We start from the raw sequence: 24,888 nt of genomic DNA on the forward strand, positions 1-24,888 counted from the left end.
GCTGTCGTCTTCGTCGACGCTGATCGCGTCGTTGACCGCGTCGATCGCGGGGCTCGTGGGGTTCACGGTGATGGTGGCGCTATTTGCACTACCATCGACTAAACCTTGATCATCCTTTGCAACGTAATGAAAATCGGTTTCACCATTCCAATTAGCGTCAGGAACAAAATAGAGTGTCAGCTGCTCCGCTGCCGCGCTGTAATCGTTGCCAGTAACCGCCAATTCAGTAAGTGCAGCATCTACGTATAACGTGCCGTTAGAAGGCAACCCGTTTAGGTTGAAGGCTGTTACGGTACCGTCAATGTCGCTACCGGTTAAGGTAACAGCAATTGATGCCGCGTCTTCCGCACCACTGGCGTTAACATCAGCCGTTGCCGGCGCGTCGTTAGCCCCAGTAACATTGATGGTGGCCGTAGACTGAATACTGCCGTTAACGATGTAATCGAAGTTGACGCTAACTTGATCATCTTGTGTAAGAAAATCAAATAACGGATCAGAACCATTGTCAAAGATCAGGGTGCCATCGCTATTGAGCGTAAACACACCTGTATGACCCGTTTCTTTGTGGGTGATAGTGAACTCAGCTTCGCCGTAACTGAAACCTGTTGCGCTGATGGTAAACAGATGGGTGAGGTCGACATTATTAATAATAATTGACTCATCACCAGTGGAGGTGATGACATTACCGCCGTTATTGGGCGTTGAATTATCGAGTAGATTAAATTCACCCGTACCAATGTTGTCGTTCTCGTCAATGGCAATTGACTCATTACCATCCGTTACCGAGAGATCGTGATCAATAACTAAGTTTGCTTCATTAGAAACGCTGCCATCGGCATCAATTAGTTGATAACCAAACTCTTCGTCGGCAGGGTTTGCTGCCGACTCGATATAGTCAACGCTGTGAACAGAAAAGTGATCATCAGTGTCTTCACCTGATATCACCAAGTACTGAAAACTCGTACCCGGATCGACATGAACACTGTAAGGCAAAACATCAAAACTGCCTGAGCCTACCTCGCTGAAATTTTCATCGTACGCAACCCAACGGCCATCATCCGTGCTGCCGACCTGACCGAACAAAACGTTGGCCTGACTAGCGTTGGTGCCTAGATCAAGAATAAGCGCCTGACTTTGCGGGCCACCATTATCACTTGAATCGATCGTAGAAATATCGCCAGCACCAACCCGCACACCCACTTGGTTTTGTACAAACACTACATTGCCACTGTGGGCAGCGTCGAGAACGGCAGGGTCTAAATTGCCAGCACCATCGGTATAAGCATCACCCGATGCCGCAAAACCATACAACGACACTCCACTCCAGCTAGCGGCGTCGCCGCCACCGACACTAACGGGCGCTGGTGCCGTCGCAGTAGAGGTGTAAGTGTAATTGCCCTGTGTATCGACTTCCAAGACTCCGTTAGTCGCGGCAATGTTCCAGCTACTACCATTAAACTCGGCACTGTCCGTATCGTAGGTAACGCCCTCATAAGTAATTTGGCTCAGTGACGCGCCCTCGGCACCTAGCGTATCGGTACCAGCACCAGTAATCACATTCCCGCTCGTGCTACCACCCAACACAACCGTGTCGGCGTCGTCAACGGCGATTGGGGCGGTATCCAAAATGTAAACGTCAAGATTGTCGGTCGCGCTTACGTTGGCCGTGTCGGTTACGCGAACTTCAAAACTATCGACGACATCGCCAGCGGTATGATCGGCAGCGCTGCCAGATTCGGTAAATTGATAACTGATGACGCCGGTGGCTGCATCGTAACCGGTAACCAGCAGCTGCCCTTGCGGGCTGTTAATGACAACGGGAGTAGCGCTGGCGTTGGTAACGTCGAACCCCGCAATGGTAACCGCAACAATGCCCGCAACCGCCTGGACGTTAATGGTGCCATTGACGGTGGTATTGCTGCCCTCAGTAACGCTGGCCTCGCCCGGTTGCAGATCGCCATTAAGGTCGTTAATTAAAATGGCCGGAGCACTTAAATCCACGGCGTAGAGCTCACTGGCGTCGGCCGAGCCCTGAGCACCATTGGCGCCTACACCGATCACGCGACCCATTACAGTGGTGTCGGCATCATCGACTAAGTCTTGCCCCGGCACTTGCACCGAGAAGCGACCACTGGCATCGGCAATGGCTTGGTAATTTTGACCATTAACGGTAATAGTTACCAACGAGAACTCGATAGCTGGGTCAGCCGTCACAGTACCGGTTAACGTAATTAAACTACCCGCCTCTGCGGCGTCGATTAAATTGTCGCCCGTAACCGGATCGATATCCAACGTCATGGCGGCATTATCGGGCGTATCGTTATCAAAAATCCGCAGAGTGCCCTGCGCATCGGCTAACACCGCGTTTGTCGGGCTCGAAAGATTAAGCAGAGCAAACTCTGGATTAGGCAGTGACTCAACAATATCGTCGTCAATAATTGGTATGCTCACCGTGACCGATGTTTCGCCAGGCGCAAAAACAGCAACACCTTGTACCGCCGTGTAGTCTTCGCCAGCCAAGGCGCCTTGGTCGGCGGTTTGATAGGCAACGGTTACCGTTTCGGTACTGGGCTCGGAGAGCGTTAAGGTAAAGACTGCATCGCCCTCACCCTCAACCACCAGAACATAATCGACGCTAATAAGCGGAAGGTCCTGACCTTGCGCATCATTATCGATAATGCCAAATTGCAAATGCTCGTCGTAGACATTATCGCCCGAGACAACGGCATCAAAGTATTCGATAGGATCTTCGATAACAGCGTCATCAAAGATCGGCACGCGAATTTCGACACTGCTAGCGCCAGCACCCAAGACAAATTCAAATATCGGCCGCGGCAAATCAGAGTCGTTATTAACCGTGGAGTGCAATTGCATTTGCTGCCAAGTTTGACCGCCATCGTTGGAGTACTCGAGCGGCACCAAATAATCATCGGCATATTCGGCAATGGGGTAGCCCAGCTGGTCGCTGAGCAACTCGCTGGTAAAGTTGATCAACAAAGAAGAGTCTGTATCAAAAACCAGCTCACTATTAAGGGTAAACTGGTTGTAGCCGTCCCCCTCGCCAACATCGGGAATCTCAGCCGACAAGTGCGAGCGGTATTGATCCTGGGTGGCAGAAGTTACATCGCGAAATACCGTCCAGTCTTCTACGCGGTAATCGATAGACAAACCTTCAAGGTCGTATTGATCAGTACCCGGGTTTAGCACGATGGCGTACTCGCCGTTACCGCGATCTTCCAGCACACCGATATCGACGTAACTGGCACTTAGCTGAACATTACTAACCAATAGGTTTTCGGTGATAACCTGGCGACCTACTGCCCCTTCAAGCAGACCGTCGGTATTAAAGGTAATCTCACCGTTTAATTCGTTGTAGTTGTACTGGATAAGCCCGCCGGGTACGTCGAGCACATCCGCGGTGCGCTCATCGGCGGTTACGGGGCCGCGATCACCGGCCAGCTCCTGAATGGTGACGGCGACGTGTTCCATGGCGATGGTCTCAAACACATTATCGCCGGACGGATCACGCTCGGTATCGCGGGTAAACTCGATACCAACGCTGGCCAGGGCCTGAGAGATCATCTCTTTACCCGCGGTGGCAATATTTAGCGGCGCACCGGTGGTAGGGTCAATGTAGTTGGCAAAAGCATCACGGATTTCAGCCGTAATCGTAATTTGACTGTCGTAACTGGCTTGGTTGTTCACCAGATTACTGGTTTGCAGAATGCCATCGTCGGGGGTCGCATCGGTTAAATCGTTATCGAGAGCCTGTAAAAAGATGGCCATATTCTCGACGTAGTTTAAATTGCTATCCGACAGTGCGGTTCCGGCAATATCCTGCAAAAACAAAATATTACCCACAATTGCATCGGCGCTAAACTCAGCAACAGTAACATCGCCTACGGTGAAGGTGATGGTATCGCCGGCTCGATAATAAAAAGAGCCGTCTGCGCCCGTCTCACCGGTGATACCGCTTAAACCCGAGCTAGTGGTAAAGCTCACGCCGTTGACAAAATTATCAGTAAATTGCGCAACATTTACGGGGTTGATGGTAAAGTCCGCATCGTCGTTAGCACTGGCCGTATTGCCTGCATCGTCACGCACCGTAATACTGGCATCAACGCTGGAGTCAGTATCCGTTACAAAATCATTGGCCTCCACCTCGATGGCAAAAGTACCGCTGTCTACTTGTCCCGAATAGGTGTTTCCGCCGATGGTTACTTCAACGATATCGCCATCTACAACGTCGCCACTCACCGACCCCGTAATGGTGGTGTTTTCGCCATTAGCGGCCGCAATCGCAATAGCGTCGGTGTCGGTAATTTCATCTAAGGTGATGGAAACAACCGGCAGCTCGGTATCAACCGTATAACCTTCACTATCGCTGGCCGTAGCCTCTCCGTTCACATCGCCGGTGGTAGTCGTGATACTGGCTTCGATTTGATTGTCGGCGTCGGCTGCCAAATCGCTGCCGGCCACATCAATGCTAAATACACCGCCGCTAACTTCGCCGGTGTAAACAACATTATTGACAGTCAAAGTCACCTGATCGCCATCACTCACATCGCCTGAAACGGCGCCGGTGATCGCAATGGTTTGCCCCGCCTCTTGGGCGTTAATAATGTCATCGGGGGTGATTTGTTCGTCGAGCGCAATAGCAACCTGAGGTGCCTCGGTGTCAACGCTGTAGCCTGCGCTTGTGGTGGCGCTGTAGCTCTGGCCACTTTCGCTAGTGCCATCAACGCTCGCTGAAATAACATTCGCAGCAGCCAAATCAGCCCCCGCGACAGCTATGCTAAAACCACCACCAGTGACAACGGTGCCGGTATAGGCTTGACCATTGACGGTCAGGGTGATGGTGTCGCCAGGCTGCGCATCGCCGCCCACTTGACCGGTAATAACGACGTTACCAGCGGCTTCGGCGGCGCTGATGATGTTGTCGCTGGTGATGCTATCCAGTGCGATAGTAGCGGTTGGAGCCTCCACCGGTGGCGCTGGCGGCGGCGTGACACCGCCCGGGACATCGTCAAAACGAATGACGGCCGAGTCGGTCGCGGCGCCATCACTGACGGTATAGCTTACCTCGGGTACCGAGCCGCTGTAGCCGTCGTTCGGGGTGAAATAAAAGTCGCCGTTGGGACCGATGCCAAAGACCCCGGCATCGCCTAACAGTATTTCATCGCCCGGCGCAAAAACAGCGTCGCTGCCGTCAACACTAAAGCCCACAACCTCTAGGGTATCGCCTTCGAGGTCGGTGTCGTTATCGAGCGCATTGCCGGTGACTGTGGTGTCAACAAAGGTGGCTAACGGGCCGTCATCGACGGCGTTAGGCGCATCATTAACCGGGGTAACACTAAGTTGCACCGTGGCGCTATCGCTGGCACCAGTGCTGTCGGTCACGACGACATTAAAGCTGTCGGGGCCGTTGTAGTTGTCGCCTGGCGTATAGGTAAAAGCGCCGGTGGCGGAGTCAATAGTGACGCTGCCATTGGCGGGCGGCACTTCTAAGGTGTAGCTCAGGTTATCGCCAAGGTCGACGTCGCTTGCATCAATCTGGCCGTCAAGCGGGGTGTCCTCGGGTGTGCTGAGGGTTTGATCTTGTGCAACGGGGGCGTCGTTTACGGGCGTTACCGTAATTTGAGCGACACTTTCGGTGCTTTGTGAGCCGTCGCTGACACTGACGATAAACTCGTCGACACCGTTAAAATCGGTATTCGGAGTGTATTCAAACTCGCCGGTTGCGGGGTTTAAGCTGACAGAGCCATTGGCGGGCGGCTGAGTTAGGGTGTAGCTAAGACTATCGCCATCGAGGTCTTGCGCGCTGATTTGCCCTAAAACGGGTGTCTCTTCGCTGGTGCTAAGAGACTGATCGGCCGTGCTTGGGGCATTGTTAGCGGCAAAGTCGTCCTCTTCACGTGCGGTCGCGGCGGCGCGGGAACCGTCGGCAAACTCGTAAGACTGGTCATCTACGGTTTCGTTGATACGCTCCACCCGAACAAAGCTGTGACCACCACCGGAGGTGCTCTGCCCCGCCGCAGGCGCGTCTTCGAGGATATCCAGTAGATCGCCTTCGCCACCGAGTAGCAAGCTGTCGTTTTCGTCAAGGCTGGCCAAAATGGCGTCGAACTGCGAGTCAAGTACACTGGCTTCTGCACTGACCGAGGCGGTCTCGGGCCACAAGTCAGGGCTCATAGCAACATCCTGTACACCGCTTAGGGTCACCAGCGCCGCATCGCCAAAGTCCAGCTCAATACGAGTGCCCGCTTCTGTCACTAAGCGCTCATCGGCCGCGATCACGTCGCCCACCGATAGCTCGCGCAAAGAGCCATCTGCCGCCCTTGCCCACGCTTGACCTTGCAAAACACTCACTGTTGCCGCTTGAGTCGCCATGTTGTACCCCGTTGCTGTTCGGATTAGCTATCCACGCCCCGCCGGCCTGGATTTTCTATTAATGACAGGTTAGGAGGAAATAAGCGACATTCCTATTGTACCTAAGTCCAATATTGCAAATGAATATAAAAGTAGCTGGCTAAGACCTAAGAGAAGTAAAACTACGGCACAGGTAAGGCTAAAGGGGCGAGGAAGATCGGTTGCGCGTTAACAGAGGGGGCAGCGTTCATCCCCGCACCTAAAGAGGTGCGGGGATGAACTCACTTAGAGGTCTATATTGGCTTGGGTGTGATTGGTTAAAAACTCCGATGCGTCAGTATCGGCGCTATAAATAGCCGGATCGGTGCCCGCCGAATAAGGCGCGCTGGCATCTTCTGCTGGCGCTGCGCCCCCCAGCATAGCCGGGCTAACGGAAGTGTCTGCAGGCTCTTGCGCCGTGGGCAGCCACTGGGAGAGGTCTTCATCGTCGTCTTCCAGTAAATCGGCGAATGCCAATCGCGCGGAGCTGCTAGTAAACTCGCCTGCGGCTGGCTGATCGTTGGCACTCGAGCCACCCAGCTGCCACTCAAAAACGTCATCATCAGAGAACTCTTGTGCCGCAAACGCCGCCGCCTCTGGCTTCGCACTGGCCGTACCTGGATTAATACCCGAGTACACATTAACGGTCACATTCCCCGTATCCGCGGCACCTTGTGTGTCGTTAATCTGATAGACAATGTTATCGGTACCGATAAAACCACTCGCAGGCACGTAGTTTAGCGTGCCATCGGCGTTGACGGTAACGGTACCCGATTCAGCGACAGCACTAATCACCGTTAGGTCATCGTTTTCTGCATCGGTATCATTGGCCAGCACGTCAATCACTACACCAGTGCTGTTGCTAGGCACATAATCCACTACGTCATCGACCGCAACAGGCGCGTCATTGATGGCGCTCACGGTAATGTCGACACTGGCGCTTTGGACACTGTTTGCCTCGCCCTGGCCGTCATCTACCGAGAAGTCAAAACTACCCATGTAGTCGGCCGCCAGCTCGTCCGGGGCGTTGTACAGTAAGCCGGTTAGTTCAACCGCGCTAAAAGTATCGTTTACCGCCAGTAGGGTACCATTCGCCAAGGTGACCTCCCCCACGTCGGGCACACCGGTGACCGTGACTGTTAAACCGTCACCGTCAGCATCAGTGGCAGCAGCAATCCCAAGCGGCGTATTGGTAGACTCTTCGTCTACGGCAATGGCGTTGCCGGTTACCACCGGTGGGTCATTTACATTAAGTAGATCGATATTGACGGTGGCCGTATCCGAGCCCCCCTGGCCATCGTCCGCATAGACACTCAGCGTATAACGACCGATCTGAGCGTCATCGACATCGGTCGTTAGGCTAATTGCACCGGTGGCTGCGTCGATGGCAAACCAGCCGGCACTATTACCGGCGGTAATAGTGTAGGTTAAGGTATCGCCGTCGGGGTCGACGGCGCTCACCACGCCCACCTCAGTACCACTGGGCGTGCCTTCATCCAGGCTAAATGCGTAGGTATCGTCGTCGCTACCGCTGGTTTCAGCAACAAAGTCTGGCGCTGGGTTGGTAATAGTCCAGCTAAAGCTTTGACTGGTTGCTTCGCCGCCCGAGTCCGTGGCGGTTACTGTAACGCTGTATACGCTCCCGGCGGCAGCATCGGCATCGAGCGTGCCACTGATAACACCGTTTGAGTCGATACTCAGCGATGGCGGTAACCCGCTCGCGGTATAGGTAAAGACATTGTCGGCATCGATATCGTCAAAGCTGCCACTGACATCAAGGCTCACCACTTCGCTCTCTTCTGAGCTTTGGCTGGCAATTGAGCTTGAGGTAGGCGCATCATTGACGCCGGTGACATTGATGGTCACCGTAATCGGATCGCTGATGCCATCGCTGTTATCTTGCGCAATATACTGAAAGGTCACCTGCTCGGTATCACCCTCGTCTAACGCCTGAAAGTTATCGCCCGGATCGTAGCTGTAGCTGCCATCGGAGTTAAACTTAATCGTGCCCGGGCCCGAGAAGCTGCCGTCTACCAAGCGGTAAGCAACCACATCACCGTCGACGTCGGTGGCCTCCGGAATACGGGCATTGAGGGTGGAGTCTTCATCGACGGTCGCATCGCTGTCTGCGGCAGTCGGCACATCGTTAATCCCCTTAATGGTGATATTAACAGTCGTGCTCTCACCATCGGACAAATCGACCGTGACCGAGTCCGTCACATTGTCGCCCGCTTGCAGCTCTTGTGCATTAGGCGCCAGGTTGTACTCCCAACTACCGTCCGCTTGTAGCGTTACAGAGCCATAGGTGCCGGTATAAGTGCCTGCGGTAAAGGTAATGTCATCTCCATCATCGGGATCGGACGCACTCAGCTGCCCGCTGGCCGCAGGATTGGCGTCATCTTCAGTGATGGTCGCACTGGCGGTGGTTATCACCGGTAAATCATCGATACCGGTAATGGTTAATGTCACGGTCGCCGGCGCGCTCACGCCGCTGTCATTGTCCTCTGCGCGGTACGTAAAGCTAACGTCTACTGACGTGCCCTCGGGCAAATAATCGTAGGCTCCGCGGGGGTCAAATGTGTAGCTACCATCGGCAAAAAATGTCAATTCGCCCGGTGCACTCGTTCCATCTGCGACGTAAATAAGGCCCCCTTGTTGGACATAGGAGACGATAACTCCATTACTATCCACATCGGTTGCCAGTGGCAAGGTACCGTTATAAAGGTGGTCCTCATCGAGTGTGACGAAAAAATTGCTGTCGCTGCTATCAATCACCGGCACATCGTTGGCGCCAGTGATGTCGATGGTAACGGTGGTTGAGCTGCCATTCGATACATCTACCGTAAACGTCTCGCTTACCTGCTCATCAAGATTGAGAGCATCAGTATCCGGGTCGGTATTGTCCAGCCTATAGACCCAATTACCATTACTGTCGATATTAAACGTGCCGTAAACTCCGACGGTTCGTGTTTGAGGCAAGAAGGTCACACTCCCACTGACCGAGTCATCCTCATCGACATCGTCCAACGATAATTGGCCAGTTGCGAGGTTACTGGCCGGGTCGTCTTCGATAACTTGGCCGTAACCGGTGGTTACCCGCGGTGGGTCGTCTTCGCCTATAATCGTAATGCAAACCGATGCGGTGTTACTGACGGCGCCGTTATTATCAATGCCTTGATAAGTGAAGCTGATTTGCTGCTCGTCACCTTCATCGAGCGGATCAAACGCGGTGCCTGGATCAAAGACAAAGGTACCGTCTTTACTAAAGGTAATGGTGCCGCCTTGCAGGCCGCTGGAATCTACCAAGCTATACCCCACCACGGAACCATCTACGTCAAAACCATCGGGTACCGTGCCAGTAATAACGGAGTTTTCTCCTGTTTCCATTTGATTGCAGGGAATATCGTAAACCACGGGTATATCGTTGGTACCGATAATCTTTATGGTTACATCATCGCCGCCGTTGCCAGAGGGAATATTCACCACAACTTCATCGCCGGGTGCCAGCGGATCGGCCGCTGTCGGGTCTAGCTCGTAAGACCAGGTACCGTCGGAGTTTACCGTTAAAGTACCGTAACCTAAGCCATCGTCGTACTGGCCAGGTGTGTAGTTGTCCAGTGGCCCACCGCTCACAGAACTGGGAACGTTGACTTCGATAATTTCGGCGTAGTTGTCGTCACCTTCGCCATCACTGAACCCCTCGACAGTAATGGTAACGGAGCCAACCTGAGAACCTGCGCCATGACTATCAAACGCCCGATAGGTAAACGTGGCCTGGCCCGTCTCCCCATCTTCAAGGTCGTCAAACTGAAAACCCGGATCGACACTAAAAGTGCCATCGGTATTAAAGATGAGTGAGCCCGGACTAAATTCCGAGTCGTCGAGCAGCACGTAACCGGCGATGGAGTCATCGGCATCCACATCAGTAGCAGGCGACAGTGACTGATTGCTCAGCAGGTCTTCTTCATTAACGCTATAGCTGATTTGCTCTTGAGTCAGTATAGGGGCGTCATTGCTGCCGGTAATGTTAATTGTTAGAGGCGCTGTTGTGCCATCACCAGAAGATAATTCCACGGCAAAGACGTCGGTGACCTTATCACCGAGGTCGAGCTCATCAGTGGCTTGCGCGGCGTTATCCAGCGTGTAGGTCCAGCTACCATCGGCGGCGACGACTACAGAGCCATAGGTACCTTGCAGAGTTTGGCCGCTCCCCGTTGGCCCAAATGCCAGCGTGGGGTCATCTACGTCGGTCGCCACCAATTTGCCAGATACGGTGTCGCTGGCCGCATCTTCAGTAATTTCAGCACTGGAACCCTGCACCACTGGCGGGTTATCGACACCGACCACAGTAATCGTCACGGTACCCCGAGTCGCCACGGCACCGTTGTTATCGACCGCCGAGTACGTAAAGGTAACGTCGCGTTGTTCTCCCGCCGCCAAATCGTCAAAGTCGCCGTTGGGGTTGAACATAAATCCGCCGTTAGCGGCATCAAAGCTTAACTGCCCTTCCAACGTATCATCAACTAAAGCAAAGCCACTAATGGTGCCATCAATATCGGTCGCGCTAACCCCTTCACTCAGCACGCCATTCTCGGCCACATAAAAGGCTAAATCCGGTACCTCAGGAGCATCGTTAGTACCTAAAATATTAATGCTGATTGTGGTGGATAGATTATTATCCAGTGGTGTTTCGTCGCGACCATCGCCATTTAGCGCCACCGTGTAAGTCTCGGTGTGTACATCGCCCAAAGCAATGGCGTCGACAATTTCATTTTGATTAAGCTGGTAGTTCCAACTACCGTCACTGTTTACCGTCAATGTGCCGTAGTCCGATATATAGGTGTCGGCGATAAACTCAAGGTCCGGGTTGTCGACGTCGTAAGCATTGAGCGTACCAGCATCGCTAAGCAACACATCTTCACGCACTGTGCCGCTGCCGGCATTGACCACCGGGGCGTCGTCTACCCCATTGATGGTAACTGTAACTTGCGAGAAATCACTCGCACCGCCGTCATCGTCCACCGCGCGATAAGTAAAAACAAACTCTGTGCTATCACCAAGGGCGAGATAATCGTACGAGCCCACCGGATTTACCGTATAGCTACCATCGGCATTAAAGGTCAATAAGCCCGCAGGCAAACTCGGACCACCAGCGGTGGTGTAGCTCACCACATTGCCATCGACATCATCGGCCGCAGGCACCTGCCCGCTTATCGCGTGGTCTTCATCAGTGACCACAAAATCTTCATACACATTCGGGGCGTCATTCGTCCCGTTGATGTTAATTCTGATGTTTTGATCGTCCGTGGCACCCTGCGCATCGGTCGCCGTAACTGTGTAATCCAGTTGCAGGAGATCACCGTCGCCCAGATAATCAAAGGCGTCGTCAGCGCTTAAAAATTGCCAATTGATAGCACCGTTACCCGCACCGGCGGCAATAACGTCATCGGCATTCACACTCATCATGGCCAGCAACACAGCACTGGACATGTTGTTGCTATTGCCCGAGTGCACGGTAACAGCGCTAACACTGGCCGCCACGGTATCGGCCAAGTCCACGTCCGCTACACTCAGTGTACCGCCGACCGATAACGCACTGTCAGTTTCAGTACGACTTGCCGAGGCTCTATCGTTTGGACCGACGGTAATATCCGGGGCATCGTTTTCCCCCGTAATGGTAATGTCGATATCGTGAGGCGTACCGTCAACCGAGTAGACCGTGTGGGTTTCAGTGAGCACCTCACCCTCGGCCAAAAACTGAACATCACTATTGGCTACCGTGTAGGTCCAGTCGCCAGCGGCATTAATCGTAAGGCTGCCCAGAGCGCCGCCGCTTGGCGTCGGCATGCGGCTGGCATCAATGACCGATTCGCTGTCATCAATGTCCGTCACCTGTAAAGTGCCACTGGCGCTAATGGTGGGGTCGTCTTGATCCTCTACAACAGCGGTACTGTCATCGCCACTAAAGGTTGGGGTATCGTTTACACCTAACACTTCGATGGTAATAGTTGCCGGATCACTGTAGACAGTATTGCCGTCAAAGTCGGTGGCGGTATCGGTAGTAATGTAAGTAAAAGTGACCGTGGTGGATTGGCCTTGACGCAGAGATTCAAACTCACCATTGGTATCAAACAAATACGAGCCATCGGCGGAAAAGCTAAGTACCCCAGCGCTGACATCCTGCTGTAAAATAAACCCGGTTGGGTCTAATGCGCTGTCGACATCAGTGGCTTGCGGCACACGATCATTAAGTGTTGAGTCTTCGTTTACTTGCACTGAGTCAGGATAAACAATAGGTGGGTCATTAACGTTAATCAAGGTAACTTGAACACGCCCCAAGTCCACCCCGCCCTGTCCATCATCCGCTCTCACTATAAGCTGCCGTACGCCTAAATCGGGATCATCAATTGCACGAGTGACACTCATCTCGCCGGTCGCGGCGTCCATGGCAAACAGGCCGTCGTCATTTCCGTAAACAATCGAGTAGCTAAGAACGTCGCCGTCCGGGTCATCGGCCGCCACGATGGCCGTGCCCTGTACGACGCCCTCATACACTTCAAACTCGTACGTATCGTTATCGGTGCCTGTTGTTTCGTTGACAAAATCTGGCGCCGGATTGGTGACCGTCCAGGTAAAAAACTGTGAGACATTGGCTCCGGCGACATCGGTTGCTACCACTTCGACGGTGTAGGGGCTACCCACAGACGCATCGGCGGTTAGCGTGCCACTAATAACACCAGTGCCCGGGTCGATGCTTAACCCCGAAGGCAAATTAATAGCGCTAAAGCTAAGGCTATCGCCGGTATCAATATCGTCAAAACCGACGGCGGTGGCCACGTTAATAATCGTTTGCGCGTCTTCATTGGTCTGATCGGGCAACACGACGGGCGTAACCACTGGCGTATCGTTAGTGCCGGTAATATCGATTGTCACGGTATGAGTGTCGCTAGCGCTTTGACTGTCTGTGGCCGCCACCTCGTAACTTAGTTGCAGCGTTTGGCCATCTGCTAAGTAGTCAAAAGACTCACCATTACTGGCAAAGCTCCACTGAATATCACCGGTGTCGCTCGAGCTTGAAATGGCATTGGCAGGAGCGACGCTAAACATCGCCAGTAATGCCGCGTTGCTAATTCCGCCGGCGTCACCGGCGGTAACCGCCACGGATAACACGCTCGGGCTTACCGTATCTCGCACGTCCACATCGGTCACGCTTAAGGTACCGCTGGTGGCGATTGTGGTATCGGTCTCGGCAACAACACCGGCATCTGAGTCGCCGGCCTCAACACTTATTACCGGGGCATCGTTGGCACCGGTAATACGCACTGCAATTTGATGGGTGTCGCCCGCTATTGTGGCAACCTGGAATATATCGATGGCCACCTGGCCCTCGGCCAAATACTGCACATCGGCATTGGCCACTTCATAGTTCCATAGGCCGGTGCTGGTGATGGTTAAACTGCCGCGCACGTTATTAAGCGGCATGACTGAGCCCGGGTCCATTTCCGACTGACTAAAATCGGGGTCAAAGCCTGTCAGCTGATCCGATGCTTGCAGCGTCTGCGTTGGCACGTCTACATCGACATCTTCAATCACAGCACCGCGATCACCACCGGTAAATACTGGCTTGTCGTCGGTTCCGGTAATCGAGATCGTAACCGGGTGCTCTCCGATGGCGCCTTCACTATCGGTCACTGTAACGGTATAGCGCAGCTCGATGGTGACCCCCTCCGGGATCTCGGTAAAATCTTCGCTGCCGCTATCAAAGCTCCAGGTAAAGCCGCCACTGGTGGAGCCGCTGGCAATAATATTGCCGGCGCTGACATCAAGCATCGCAAGAAACACGCTGTCATCAATATTGCTCGAGAAGCTCGGCTCTACCGCGGTGACCGCTACGCTGGCAACATCGACTATATCGACGTCGTTGGCCGTTAATGTACCGCTAGCGGTTAGCCCGGCATCGGCCTCGACGAGATCGGCCGTGTCACTATCGCCAGCCTCGACACTAATGGTCGGGGCGTCGTTAGTACCGGTAATGGTGATATCAATGGTGTGCCCAGTGCCATCAAAACTGGTAACCACAAAGCTTTCCGGGCGTGTTTCGCCCTCGGCCAAATACTGTACATCGGCGTTGGCCAATGAGTAAGTCCAGCTGCCATCGGAATTAATGGCCAAGCTACCGAGCGCACCGGCACTGGGTTGCGGCGCGATACTCGTATCGATCGTCGATTCGCCCGTGTCGGGATCGTTTACCAGCAATGTACCGGTCGCGGTTAAGGTGACCGGTGAGGCGTCTTCTACGACGCCTCCGGTGTCATCGCCGCCAAAGGTTGGTGTATCGTTAAGCCCAACAACCTCAATGGTGACGGTGGCAGGGGCACTGATAACGGGATTACCACCTACATCGCTCACCGTATCGGTAGCGGTATACGTAAAGGTGACACTACGGGTGTCGCCGGCCGCCAAATCATCAAAGTCGCCATTGGTATTAAAGGTAAAGCTGCCGTCGGCGTTAAAAGTCAGCATCCCCTCAGAGACGTCATCCACTAGTAGATAACCACTCTGATCCACGGCACTGTCTACGTCCGTGGCAGGCGGCACACTGACGCCGGCAAGACTGCTATCTTCATCAACAACAAAGTTGGCATCCAACGCGACAGGAGGGTCATTCACGTTGAGCAAGTCTATGTTCACGGTGCCTGTATCGAGCCCCCCCTCTCCGTCATCCACCGTTACGGTCAGGGTGTAGCTGCCAAGTTCGGCATCGTCGATGGTTTGCCTCAGACGTATCGCACCGGTTGCCGCATCGACGCTAAACAAACCAAAATCATCGCTAATCAGGGTATAGGTTAACGGCGCATCACCATCTGGGTCTGAGGCCCTCAAGGTGCCAATAATCGTACCCGCGGTGGAGTTTTCGTCGGCGCTAAATGCGTAGGTATCGTCATCGTTACCCGAGGTTTCATTAATAAAATCTGGGGCCGGGTTGCCAACTACCCAATCAAACGATTGGGTTACGCTTGCGCCAGAGGCATCGGTTGCCGTGACATCGACCGTAAAGGGGCTTTGCACTGACTGGCTGTGCTCGATCGTACCGCTGATCACACCGGTGTTGGCGTCAATGGACAGCCCCTGTGGTAAACCGCTGGCACTAAAACTCAGCACATCACCGGTGTCTATATCGCTAAAGCCGACACTGACGTCCACGCCGGCAATCAGCTCGGCATCTTCACTGGTTTGGTCTGGCAGGGCCGTTGTTATCGTCGGGGTATCATTTGTGCCGGTAATGGTTATCACCACCGGATGCGCGGTGCTCGCCCCGGGGTTATCGGTGGCCTGAACTTGATAGGTCAGCTCGAGCGTTTGCCCCACACCCAAGTAATCAAAAGCATCGTAGGCGCCGCTAAACTCCCACTGGATTTGGCCAGAGGCGCTACCGCTACTGATGACATCGCCGGTATCAACACTCAGCATGGCCAGTAAGGTGGCGGCATTTAAGGTGCCGGGGTCCCCACTACTAACGCTAACGGAGGTAACACTTGGGGCAACGGTATCAAGCAGGTCCACATCACTTACGCTTAACGTACCCGCAGCCGTAAGCGGCGCGGTAGTCTCGGTCTCGTCGATGGCCGCCGTGTCCGAGTCGCCTGTCGCCACGGTAATCTCGGGAGTGTCATTAACCCCGGCAATGGTGACAGTAATATCGTGGGTGGTACCATCGACACTGGTCACGGTAAACACGTCGTCGCGCGTCTCTCCTACCGCCAAATATTGCACATCGGCGTTGGCCACCTGGTACTGCCAGGCGCCATTGGCATCAATACTTAACGAGCCCAATACACCCGTGCCGATGGGAGCAATGCTGGTGTCGATTTGCGATTCGCCATTGTCCAGATCGACAACCTGTAAATCACCGCTGGCGCGAAGCTGCAGCGGCGCCGAATCCTCAACGACTGCTCCCGTGTCATCGCCCGAGAAGGTGGGGATATCATTAATACCCGTCACCTCAATGGTGATGGTGGCAACATTACTGATAACCGTATTGCCGTTGATATCCGGCTCGGTATCGGTAGCCGTGTAGGTAAAGGTAACCGAGGTAGACTCACCCGCGGCCAAATCATCAAAGGCGCCGCTCGGGTCAAAGCTAAAGCTGCCATCGGCATTAAAAGTTAAAACGCCAGCGCTGACATCTCGCACCAGGGCGTAACCGTTGGCGTCCACTGCACTATCGACGTCGGTAGCCGGCGGCACATTAACACCAGTTAACGCGGTGTCTTCATCGGTAATAAACTGATCATCCAGAGCCACCGGCGGATCATTAATGTTGAGCAGCTCAATATTGACCACACCGGTGTCAGTGCCGCCCTCAAGGTCGTCCACCTCAATGCTTAGCGTGTACAGGCCAAGCTCCGGGTCATCGATGGTTTGCAGCAAGCGGATAGCGCCACTGCTGGCATCGAGCTCAAACAAGCCAAAATCATCACCTACAATGCGGTACTGCAGGGGCGTATCGCCATCGATGTCAAAGCCTCGCACCCGGCCAACGATGGTACCTGTGGGTGTATTTTCGTAGGCCGAGAACGCGTAGGTATCGTCATCCATGCCCGAGGTTTCTAAAATAAAATCGGGGGCGGGATTGGCAACCGTCCAGGTAAACGTCTGGGCGGTAGAGGCCAGCCCGTCTGTCGCATTAACCGTAACGCTATAGGGGCTGGTAGTGGATGCGCTGTGATCGATGATGCCGCTAATGACTCCAGTGGCGGGGTCGATACTCAGCCCGGCCGGAAGGCCGGTGGCCGAAAAGCTCAAGACATCGGTGTTGTCGAGATCAGAAAAATTAGCGGAGACATCGAGCGAGATAATAGCCGAATCGAGCGAGCTTTGATCGGCTAAGGTAATTGAGGCGGGCGTATCGTTGCTGCCGTTAATGGTGATTGTAACCACGTGCTGGTCACGCCCGCCTGCACTGTCGATTACTCCCAGAGTATAGGCAAGCTCCAGGCTCTCACCGTCGTTGAGGTAATCGAAGGTCTGGCTGTTGCTGTTAAACTGCCAGTTAATCACACCACCATCACCACCACTGGCAATAATGTCGCTGGTATCGACGCTCATCATGGCCATCAGCTGCGCTGAACTCAAACCATTGGCATCGCCTGAGTTAACAACCACAGCACTCACGGCAGGCGCCACGGTATCGGATAAATCGATGTCGGTAACACTTAAGGTGCCGTTGGTGGTCAACGGACTGTCGGTTTCCACTAGAGCCTCGGCATCGCTATCGCCGAGCGATACACTGATAACCGGCAAATCATTGGTGCCGGTTATATCCACCACAATGGCGTGTACTGCGCCGTCGACTGTGGTGACATTAAAAATATCCTGAGTAACTTCACGCGCCGACAAATACTGCACTACGGCATTATCAACCTGATAATCCCACACGCCGTTGGCCTGAATGGTGAGACTACCGTGCACCGTGCCAAAAGGTGCCGGTGGAATGCTGGTGTCGATTTGCGCCTGGCCGTAATCGACGTCAAAGCCGGTTAACTGATCGCTATAGTTGAGCGTATCTGCGGCCGTGTCGACCGCCACATCTTCGGTCACGGCGCCTGTGTCACCGCCGGTAAAAACGGGCTTATCGTTAGTGCCTATGATGTTGATATTAACGACGTGCTGATCGGTAGCGCCGCGGCTGTCGGTTAGCTCCACCGTGTACTGTAACCGCAAACGTGCGCCGCCCGGTAAAGCATCAAAAGTTTCGCTGCCACTATCAAAGGCCCAATTGATCACTCCATCGGTCACGCCAGAGGCGATAACCGAACCGGCATCAACACTGAACATCGCTAAAAAAACGTCGGGATCAACATTAATTGGCAAGTTAAAAGTCACGCCGGTAACCGCTACCGAACCGACATCCCGGACATCTATGTCCGTTGCCGTCAGGGTGCCATTGCTGTTTAACGCTGCATCACCCTCAACCAAAATAACCGTGTCTTTATCTCGACCCACCACACTGATCTCTGGCGCATCATTGGTACCGCGAATAACTAGGGTGATGGGATGTTCGGTGCCATCAGCGGTAGTGACGATAAAAAACTCTGTGCGCAGCTCGTTCTGCGCCAAATATTGCACATCGGCATTGGCAATGGTGTAAGTCCAGACACCGTCAGAGGCAATGGTAAAACTGCCCAACGCACCCGGGCTTGGTTGCGGTGCAATACTGGTATCAATCGAGGTTTGACCACCATCGGGGTCACGCCCCGTCAGCTGACCGTTAATCACCAAGTCGGGGTCACTGGCGTCCTCGGTCACCACGCCGCGATCGCCGCCGGTAAATATCGGCGTATCATCGGTACCCGTAATTTGAATGGTGATAACGTGATCCGCAGTAGCGCCGTTGCTATCGGTCACTTGCACAAGGTAATCGAGGGTTAACCCCGCCCCTTGAGGTAAAAAGTCAAAGGTTGTTACGCCACTGTTGAACTGCCAGCTTAACGTTCCGGTTTGCGCACTCGCGGCGATAATATCACCCGCATCGACACTCAGCATCGCCAGCAATTGGGCGTTTGTCAGGGTGTCGGTCGGGCCGTTCGAGCTCACCGATAAAACGGTGGGCGCTACGGTATCCAGCAGGTCTACGTCAGCTACGCTCAGCGTGCCAACGGCCGACAAGCTGGCATTGGTTTCATTCAGGCTGGCGCTATCACGATCGCCTGCGGCCACGGAAATCACCGGCACATCATTGACGCCCGTGATGGTAACGACAACATCGTGGGTGGTGCCATCTACGGCGCTAACCGTATGAGTTTCACTAATGCTCTGCCCTTGCGCCAGATATTGCACATCGGCATTGGCCACCTGGTAATCCCACGCCCCCTCAGCGGTAATGCTAAGTACCCCCAAAGCGCCGGTACCCGCCACTGCGTTGCCCGGCACAAAAAAGGCCTCGCCCTCATCGGCATCTTCAATGTCCAGCTTGCCATTGTCGCGCAACAGCGGGTCATCGCTGTCCTCAATTACCTCACCGGTGTCATCACCGTTGAATATCGGCGTATCCTCAACGGGAGTGACCTCGATATAAACCACAGCCTCGGTGGTACCGCCCTGACCGTCGTCTACCAAAACCGTAAATTGATCGTTGCCCACATAATCGGGGCCAGGCTCATAAGTAAAAGCGCCGGTATTGGGGTCAATACTGGCCTGACCGTTCGCAGGAGGGGTTAATATCCTGTAGCTAAGCGTGTCGCCGTCGACATCGCTGGCCTCCAGCTGACCGTCGATCGCGGTGTCTTCCGGGGTCGTTAAATACTGATCGATCGCCTCCGGCGGGTCATTAACCGGCGTGACCTCAATGTAGGTGGTTTCGGTAACGGTGTAGCGACCGTCGGAGAGCTCGACCACAAATTTATCGTCGCCGTTGTAGTCCTCATCAGGCGTATATACAAACGCTCCGCTCACCGGGTCAAGTTCTACAGTGCCGTGCTCCGGCCCACTCACCACGGTGTAACTCAGGGGCGCGCCCTCGGGGTCGTAACCGGGGATCCCCCCGGGAAGAGGAACATCTTCAGGCGTAGTGAGGTATTGATCGGCCGTTTGCGGCGGAAAGTTAGGCACCGGTGGTGGGTTCGGCGGAACCGGTGGTTGCGGCGGTAAAGGCGGTATAGGGCCGTCTTCATCCTCTACTCGTCCGCCGAGGGTATAAGGCGGCTCTGGGCGCTCGGGCACCTGACTGCCATCAAGCCCTGGCGGCGTCAGCTCCTCGCCAACGCGCTTTAGGTTAACCGAGTAATGACGGCCTTGTGAGAGCGGTACATCAGCTTCATCGGGATCGGTGGCTGGAGGATTTGCCGACTCAGAGGAATCAAACGTCTCTGGGGCGGTGTCCGTGGTCTCAAGCTCAGCCACTGCGGCCTCGTCGGCACTAACCGATGACCACAAATCGGCATTCAGTAGCAGTTGCTGTGGCCCGTCGAGTGTTAACGGCTGGGCATCGCCAAAATCGATACTAATGCGAGCGCCACGCTCAACAACCACGCGCTCGCCCGGTAACAGAGTGTCTCCTTCGGCTAGATTACGCACCACTCCCTCGGGCGTTCTGGCCCACGCGCGTCCTTCAATCTCGACAACTACCGCACTTAGCTCACTCATAGATAATCCCTTCTAAGGCTTTCAAGTACTCTGAAAGCCAAAACCACCGGCAAAAGCAGACTAATGCGCCAAAAACTCTTCACCCAAGAAGTCTTCAGGCACACTTATACAAACAATAATATTAATACCAAACAAGGGATTTAGCGAACCCGAGGCACGCTCGTAAGCTAGACGTCGTCACGGTTAATTAGCAGTGCCAGCTGCATTCGGTCACGAACCCCAAGCTTGTCAAAGCAGTTTCCCAAGTGCGCCTTAACCGTACGCTCAGTAATGTTAAGCTCGCGCGCCACCTCTTTGTTGGTTTTACCTCGGGCAACCGCTAATGCCACCATTCGCTCGCGCATGCTTAACTGCTCACCCACGGCAGGGCGGGGCTTAGCTGGGGCAGAAACCTTCAACAATTCACTCAACAAATGTTTACCTAACCAAATACCATCGTACTCCACGGCATTTTTTACCTGCCGCAGTAACTCGGGGGCTGCGAGCGCATGCACATAACCGCTCGCGCCCAACCCAATAATAGTACGGGCCTCGGCAGCGGTTTCGTTGAGGGTCATGGCGATAACCTTAGCTCCGGCGGCCAGCGCCACACGAAAATGCTCGCGCCAAGGGCCACTCATCACCACCCAGACCAGCGAGTGCTCATCTAGGGTCAAATCGGCAGGCGAGTAATCTAAACACACTTTGGCATCGGCCAAGGCCACAGCCCAACGCGCGGAGTTTACTTCTGATGTAGAAACGAATATTGACTGCATTATCGCTCTGTTAAGGCGTTTTGTTTGGCCCGAAGAATGGGCTTTAAAAGATACGCTAACACGGTTTTTTTACCGGTAATGATATCCACCTGCGCCGTCATACCCGGAATAATCGGCAGCGCCTGATCAAACCCCGACTCGCGAGTTCTTACCCGCACCAAGTAATAGGTTTGATCTTGCTCGTCGGTGATCGTGTCGGCACTGATATGTTCAAGGTCACCAGATAGCCCACCGTAAACCGTAAAATCATAGGCCGTCAGCTTTACCATAGCGGGCTGGCCCGGGCGTAAAAACGCAATATCTTTGGGCGGGATCTTGGCTTCAATCAATAACTGGTCATCCAGCGGTGTCATCTCGAGCACTTCACTGCCAGGCTGAACCACGCCCCCTTCGGTGTTGATAAACAACCGCTGTACGGTACCTCGTACTGGTGCACGAATATCAGCATACTTTACTCTATCGGCCAACCCGGTGCTTGTCTCTGACAGGCTCGACAATTTACCCAGTGTTTCTGATAGTTGACTGCGCCACTCGTTTTTAGCCACCAGGCGCACTTCTTGGAGTTTGTTTTGCGCCTCTAATATAGCCGATTGAATGCGCGCTTTTTGCGCTGTAGCCTGATCCATTTCGCCCTTGGCATTAGAGGCGTCGCGCTCTAATCGTAAAATCTCCACCTCCGAGATTGCACCGCTACCCAACAGGGGCCGAGTGACCTGTAGCTCCTGACTCGACAGCTCATACGCTCTTGAAGCCTGAATTAACCGCGCTTCAACTTCATTTAACTCTTCGCGTCGCTGCGTCAATTGTTGGCGTGCCTGAGATAACTTTTGCTCTAACTCATTGAGGTTGGATTGATACAGCACTGTCTCATTGGCCACCACCCGTGGCTCGCTCTCGCTCACGGCTTCCGGGATTTCCAGCGGCGAATCTTCAACCAACGCTTGCAACCGGGCAGCGCGAGCTTGCAGGGCCGCGTATTGCGCTTGGTTTTCCCGAAACGTCGAGATAAACCGGGTCGGATCAATCCGCATCAGTAACGCGCCCTGCTCGACCACCTGTCCCTCTTTCACTAAGATTTCTTCGACCACACCGCCGTCAAAAGACTGGACGATTTGCGTGTGACTCGACGGAATGACCTTGCCCTGCCCCCTTGCAACCTCATCAATTTGCGCAAAACCAGCCCATACCACGAGTGCCGCTACGATTAACAGCATGCTGTATAGCAAGCCTCGCGCGCGCAGAGGTGCCTGCTGAATACGCGCCCAATCCGCGTCTTCCACCCAATCTTTAGAGTGTGATTGCGAAGGCGACATCCAGCGGTTCCACACCTTATCAACCAACTTGCCAAAAGGTTGGCCGAGGCGTGTAATCCAGCGGCCAATACGGCTAAAGTGCTTTTGCTCTCGGGTTTGGCTCATTAATTGGCCCTCCCGATACGGCCTTGGCGCAAGGCTTCTACAACTTGCTCTTTGGGGCCATCCGCAACAATTTTGCCACCATCAATGACGATAATGCGATCAACCATGGCCAACAAAGAGTTGCGATGGGTAATAACCAGCATGGTTTTGCCCGTAGAGAACTTAGCCAAATTGCGCTTTAACTCTTCTTCGCTCGTATGGTCCATCGCACCGGTAGGCTCGTCCAACAATAAAATAGCTGGGTCGGCCACCAAAGCCCTGGCAATAGCGACAGCCTGGCGCTGCCCACCCGATAACAACTCGCCACGCTCACCCACCGGCATCGACAAGCCTTGAGGGTGTGAATTAATAAACCCTGCCAAGCCCGATAACTCGATGATTTTAAGCAAGCGCTCATCATCAATTCGCGGATCTGCCATTGTTATATTTTCACGCAAGGTACCCAGAAACAAATTTACGTCCTGAGAGACATAACCGATATTGTGTCGCAGCTGCGCCGGGTCCAGCTGACCAATGTCGATATTATCTATAAGCACACTGCCGCCGCTGGGAGCATAAAGCCCCGCGATAATTTTTTCGATCGTCGTTTTGCCTGAGCCATTGCGTCCTAAAATGGCGACCTTTTCACCAGGGGCAACACTAAAGCTCACATCACGCAGCGCCTGGCGCTCATCGTGCGGATAACTAAACGACACACCGTTAAACTCAATCCGTCCGTCCAGCCGGGGGCGGGAAATCCACTCAGCTTGATCGGGGCGCTCGACCGGGGTATTCATGACCCGATCCACACTCTCGAGCGCCGTGGCGGCCTGATGGTACTGCATCATTAACGCAGCGCTCTGGCCAACGGGTGCCATGATGCGTGAGGACAACATATAAGCGGCAATCAAGCCACCTTGAGTCAGCTCACCCTCGGTAATTAAGTAAACACCCACAATAATAATGGCAACGGCCACCAACTGCTGCACCCACACCGCACCGGTGGTAACCGAGCCAGATAACAATCGCATTTTCGTGGTGGTGCGCGAGAGAAAAACCGTTGTTTTCTCCCATAAATTTTGCATTTTGCCTTCCGCACCCAAGGTTTTAAGTGCTTCCAGGCCATTCAGGCTCTCAACCAACACCGCGTTCCGGTAGGCACTCGCCTCCATACTGCTGAGTGACAGCTCATGCATTTTGGCCTGCACGGCGGCGGCGTAAAATAAACAAGCCAACACACCAACAGCAATCGGGATCACTAACCACCAAGAGGTCAGCAAGCCAATAATTAAACTAAAAATTAGCACAAAAGGCAGATCGACAAACGCAATAATGGTACTGGAGCCGATAAAGCTGCGTACCGATTCAAACGCCTGCAGCCCCGCGGCATAAGAGCCCACCGAGGTTGGCCGCTCACTCATGCGCATCCCTAACACCCGCGCCATAATAGAAGCAGACAGAGTGATATCGACACGACTCGCCGCCAAATCGACAAACCAGGCCCGCACCATTTTTAGGCAAACATCGGCGCACAAAACAATCGCTACCCCCGAGGCCAGCACCCACAGGGTTTCAATGGCAAAATTGGGCACCACCCGATCGTACACGTTCATCACAAACAGAGGCATAGCCAAGGCAAAAATATTCACCAGTAAAGCGGCAAACAGCACATCACGATATAAACCACGGTGCGCCTTGATAACCTCCCAAAACCAATGTCCCTTATGGGTTTTGTGGATGTCGGCGTTACGCGTACTGAACTGTAAGCGCGGCCGGGCATAGATCACCCGCCCCGCGTATCGCGCCTCGAGCTCCTCAAGAGGAATGTTGACCTGAGTTTGCGCCAAGTCGGGAAAAACCACCTCGGCCTGATCACCCTCGATACCTAAAAGCACACAGGCCTCGTTGCCTTCAAGCAACAAAATAACGGGAAGGAGTGAACTGTTAATTTCGTTTAACGAGCGTCGCACCAGTTGACTGGTAAGCCCCGCACGACGAGCGGCACGATCAAATAACGAGGGAGGAAGTTGTTGATGCTGTAAGGGTAAACCCGCCAACAGCGTCGAGCCAGAGGTGTTTATCCCGTGCATGCGAGAAAGAATCAACAGACAATTTAACAGCGGGCCACCACGTAACGAGGCGTGGCTCGCCTCGTCAGCTTTATCACTCATAGGATACTGAGT

The 24,888-nt window shown here is 53.9% G+C and carries 5 protein-coding genes; all 5 read right to left on the reverse strand.

The genetic code is table 11. The features are described 5' to 3' along the window. On the reverse strand, positions 1–6,390 hold a 6,390-nt coding region (locus SD69_RS14900; protein ID WP_041523840.1), incomplete at its 3' end, for a retention module-containing protein. A gap of 264 nt (positions 6,391–6,654) precedes the next feature. Further along, positions 6,655–20,553, reverse strand: a complete 13,899-nt coding sequence (locus SD69_RS18825) for a VCBS domain-containing protein (protein ID WP_041523841.1) — start codon at positions 20,551–20,553, stop codon at positions 6,655–6,657. A gap of 167 nt (positions 20,554–20,720) precedes the next feature. After that, positions 20,721–21,308 (reverse strand): helix-turn-helix transcriptional regulator, encoded by a 588-nt coding sequence (locus tag SD69_RS14910; RefSeq protein ID WP_041523842.1) that lies wholly within the window; start codon positions 21,306–21,308, stop codon positions 20,721–20,723. Next, complete coding sequence (locus tag SD69_RS14915) at positions 21,308–22,726, reverse strand: HlyD family type I secretion periplasmic adaptor subunit (protein WP_041523843.1); 1,419 nt, start codon at positions 22,724–22,726, stop codon at positions 21,308–21,310. Before SD69_RS14915 ends, SD69_RS14910 begins: the two co-directional genes overlap by 1 nt. After that, positions 22,726–24,876 (reverse strand): type I secretion system permease/ATPase, encoded by a 2,151-nt coding sequence (locus SD69_RS14920; RefSeq protein WP_041523844.1) that lies wholly within the window; start codon positions 24,874–24,876, stop codon positions 22,726–22,728. Before SD69_RS14920 ends, SD69_RS14915 begins: the two co-directional genes overlap by 1 nt. Positions 24,877–24,888 lie beyond the last annotated feature (12 nt).

The sequence above is a fragment of the Gilvimarinus agarilyticus genome (assembly GCF_000832015.1).
In the GTDB taxonomy this organism is placed as follows: Bacteria; Pseudomonadota; Gammaproteobacteria; order Pseudomonadales; family Cellvibrionaceae; genus Gilvimarinus; species Gilvimarinus agarilyticus.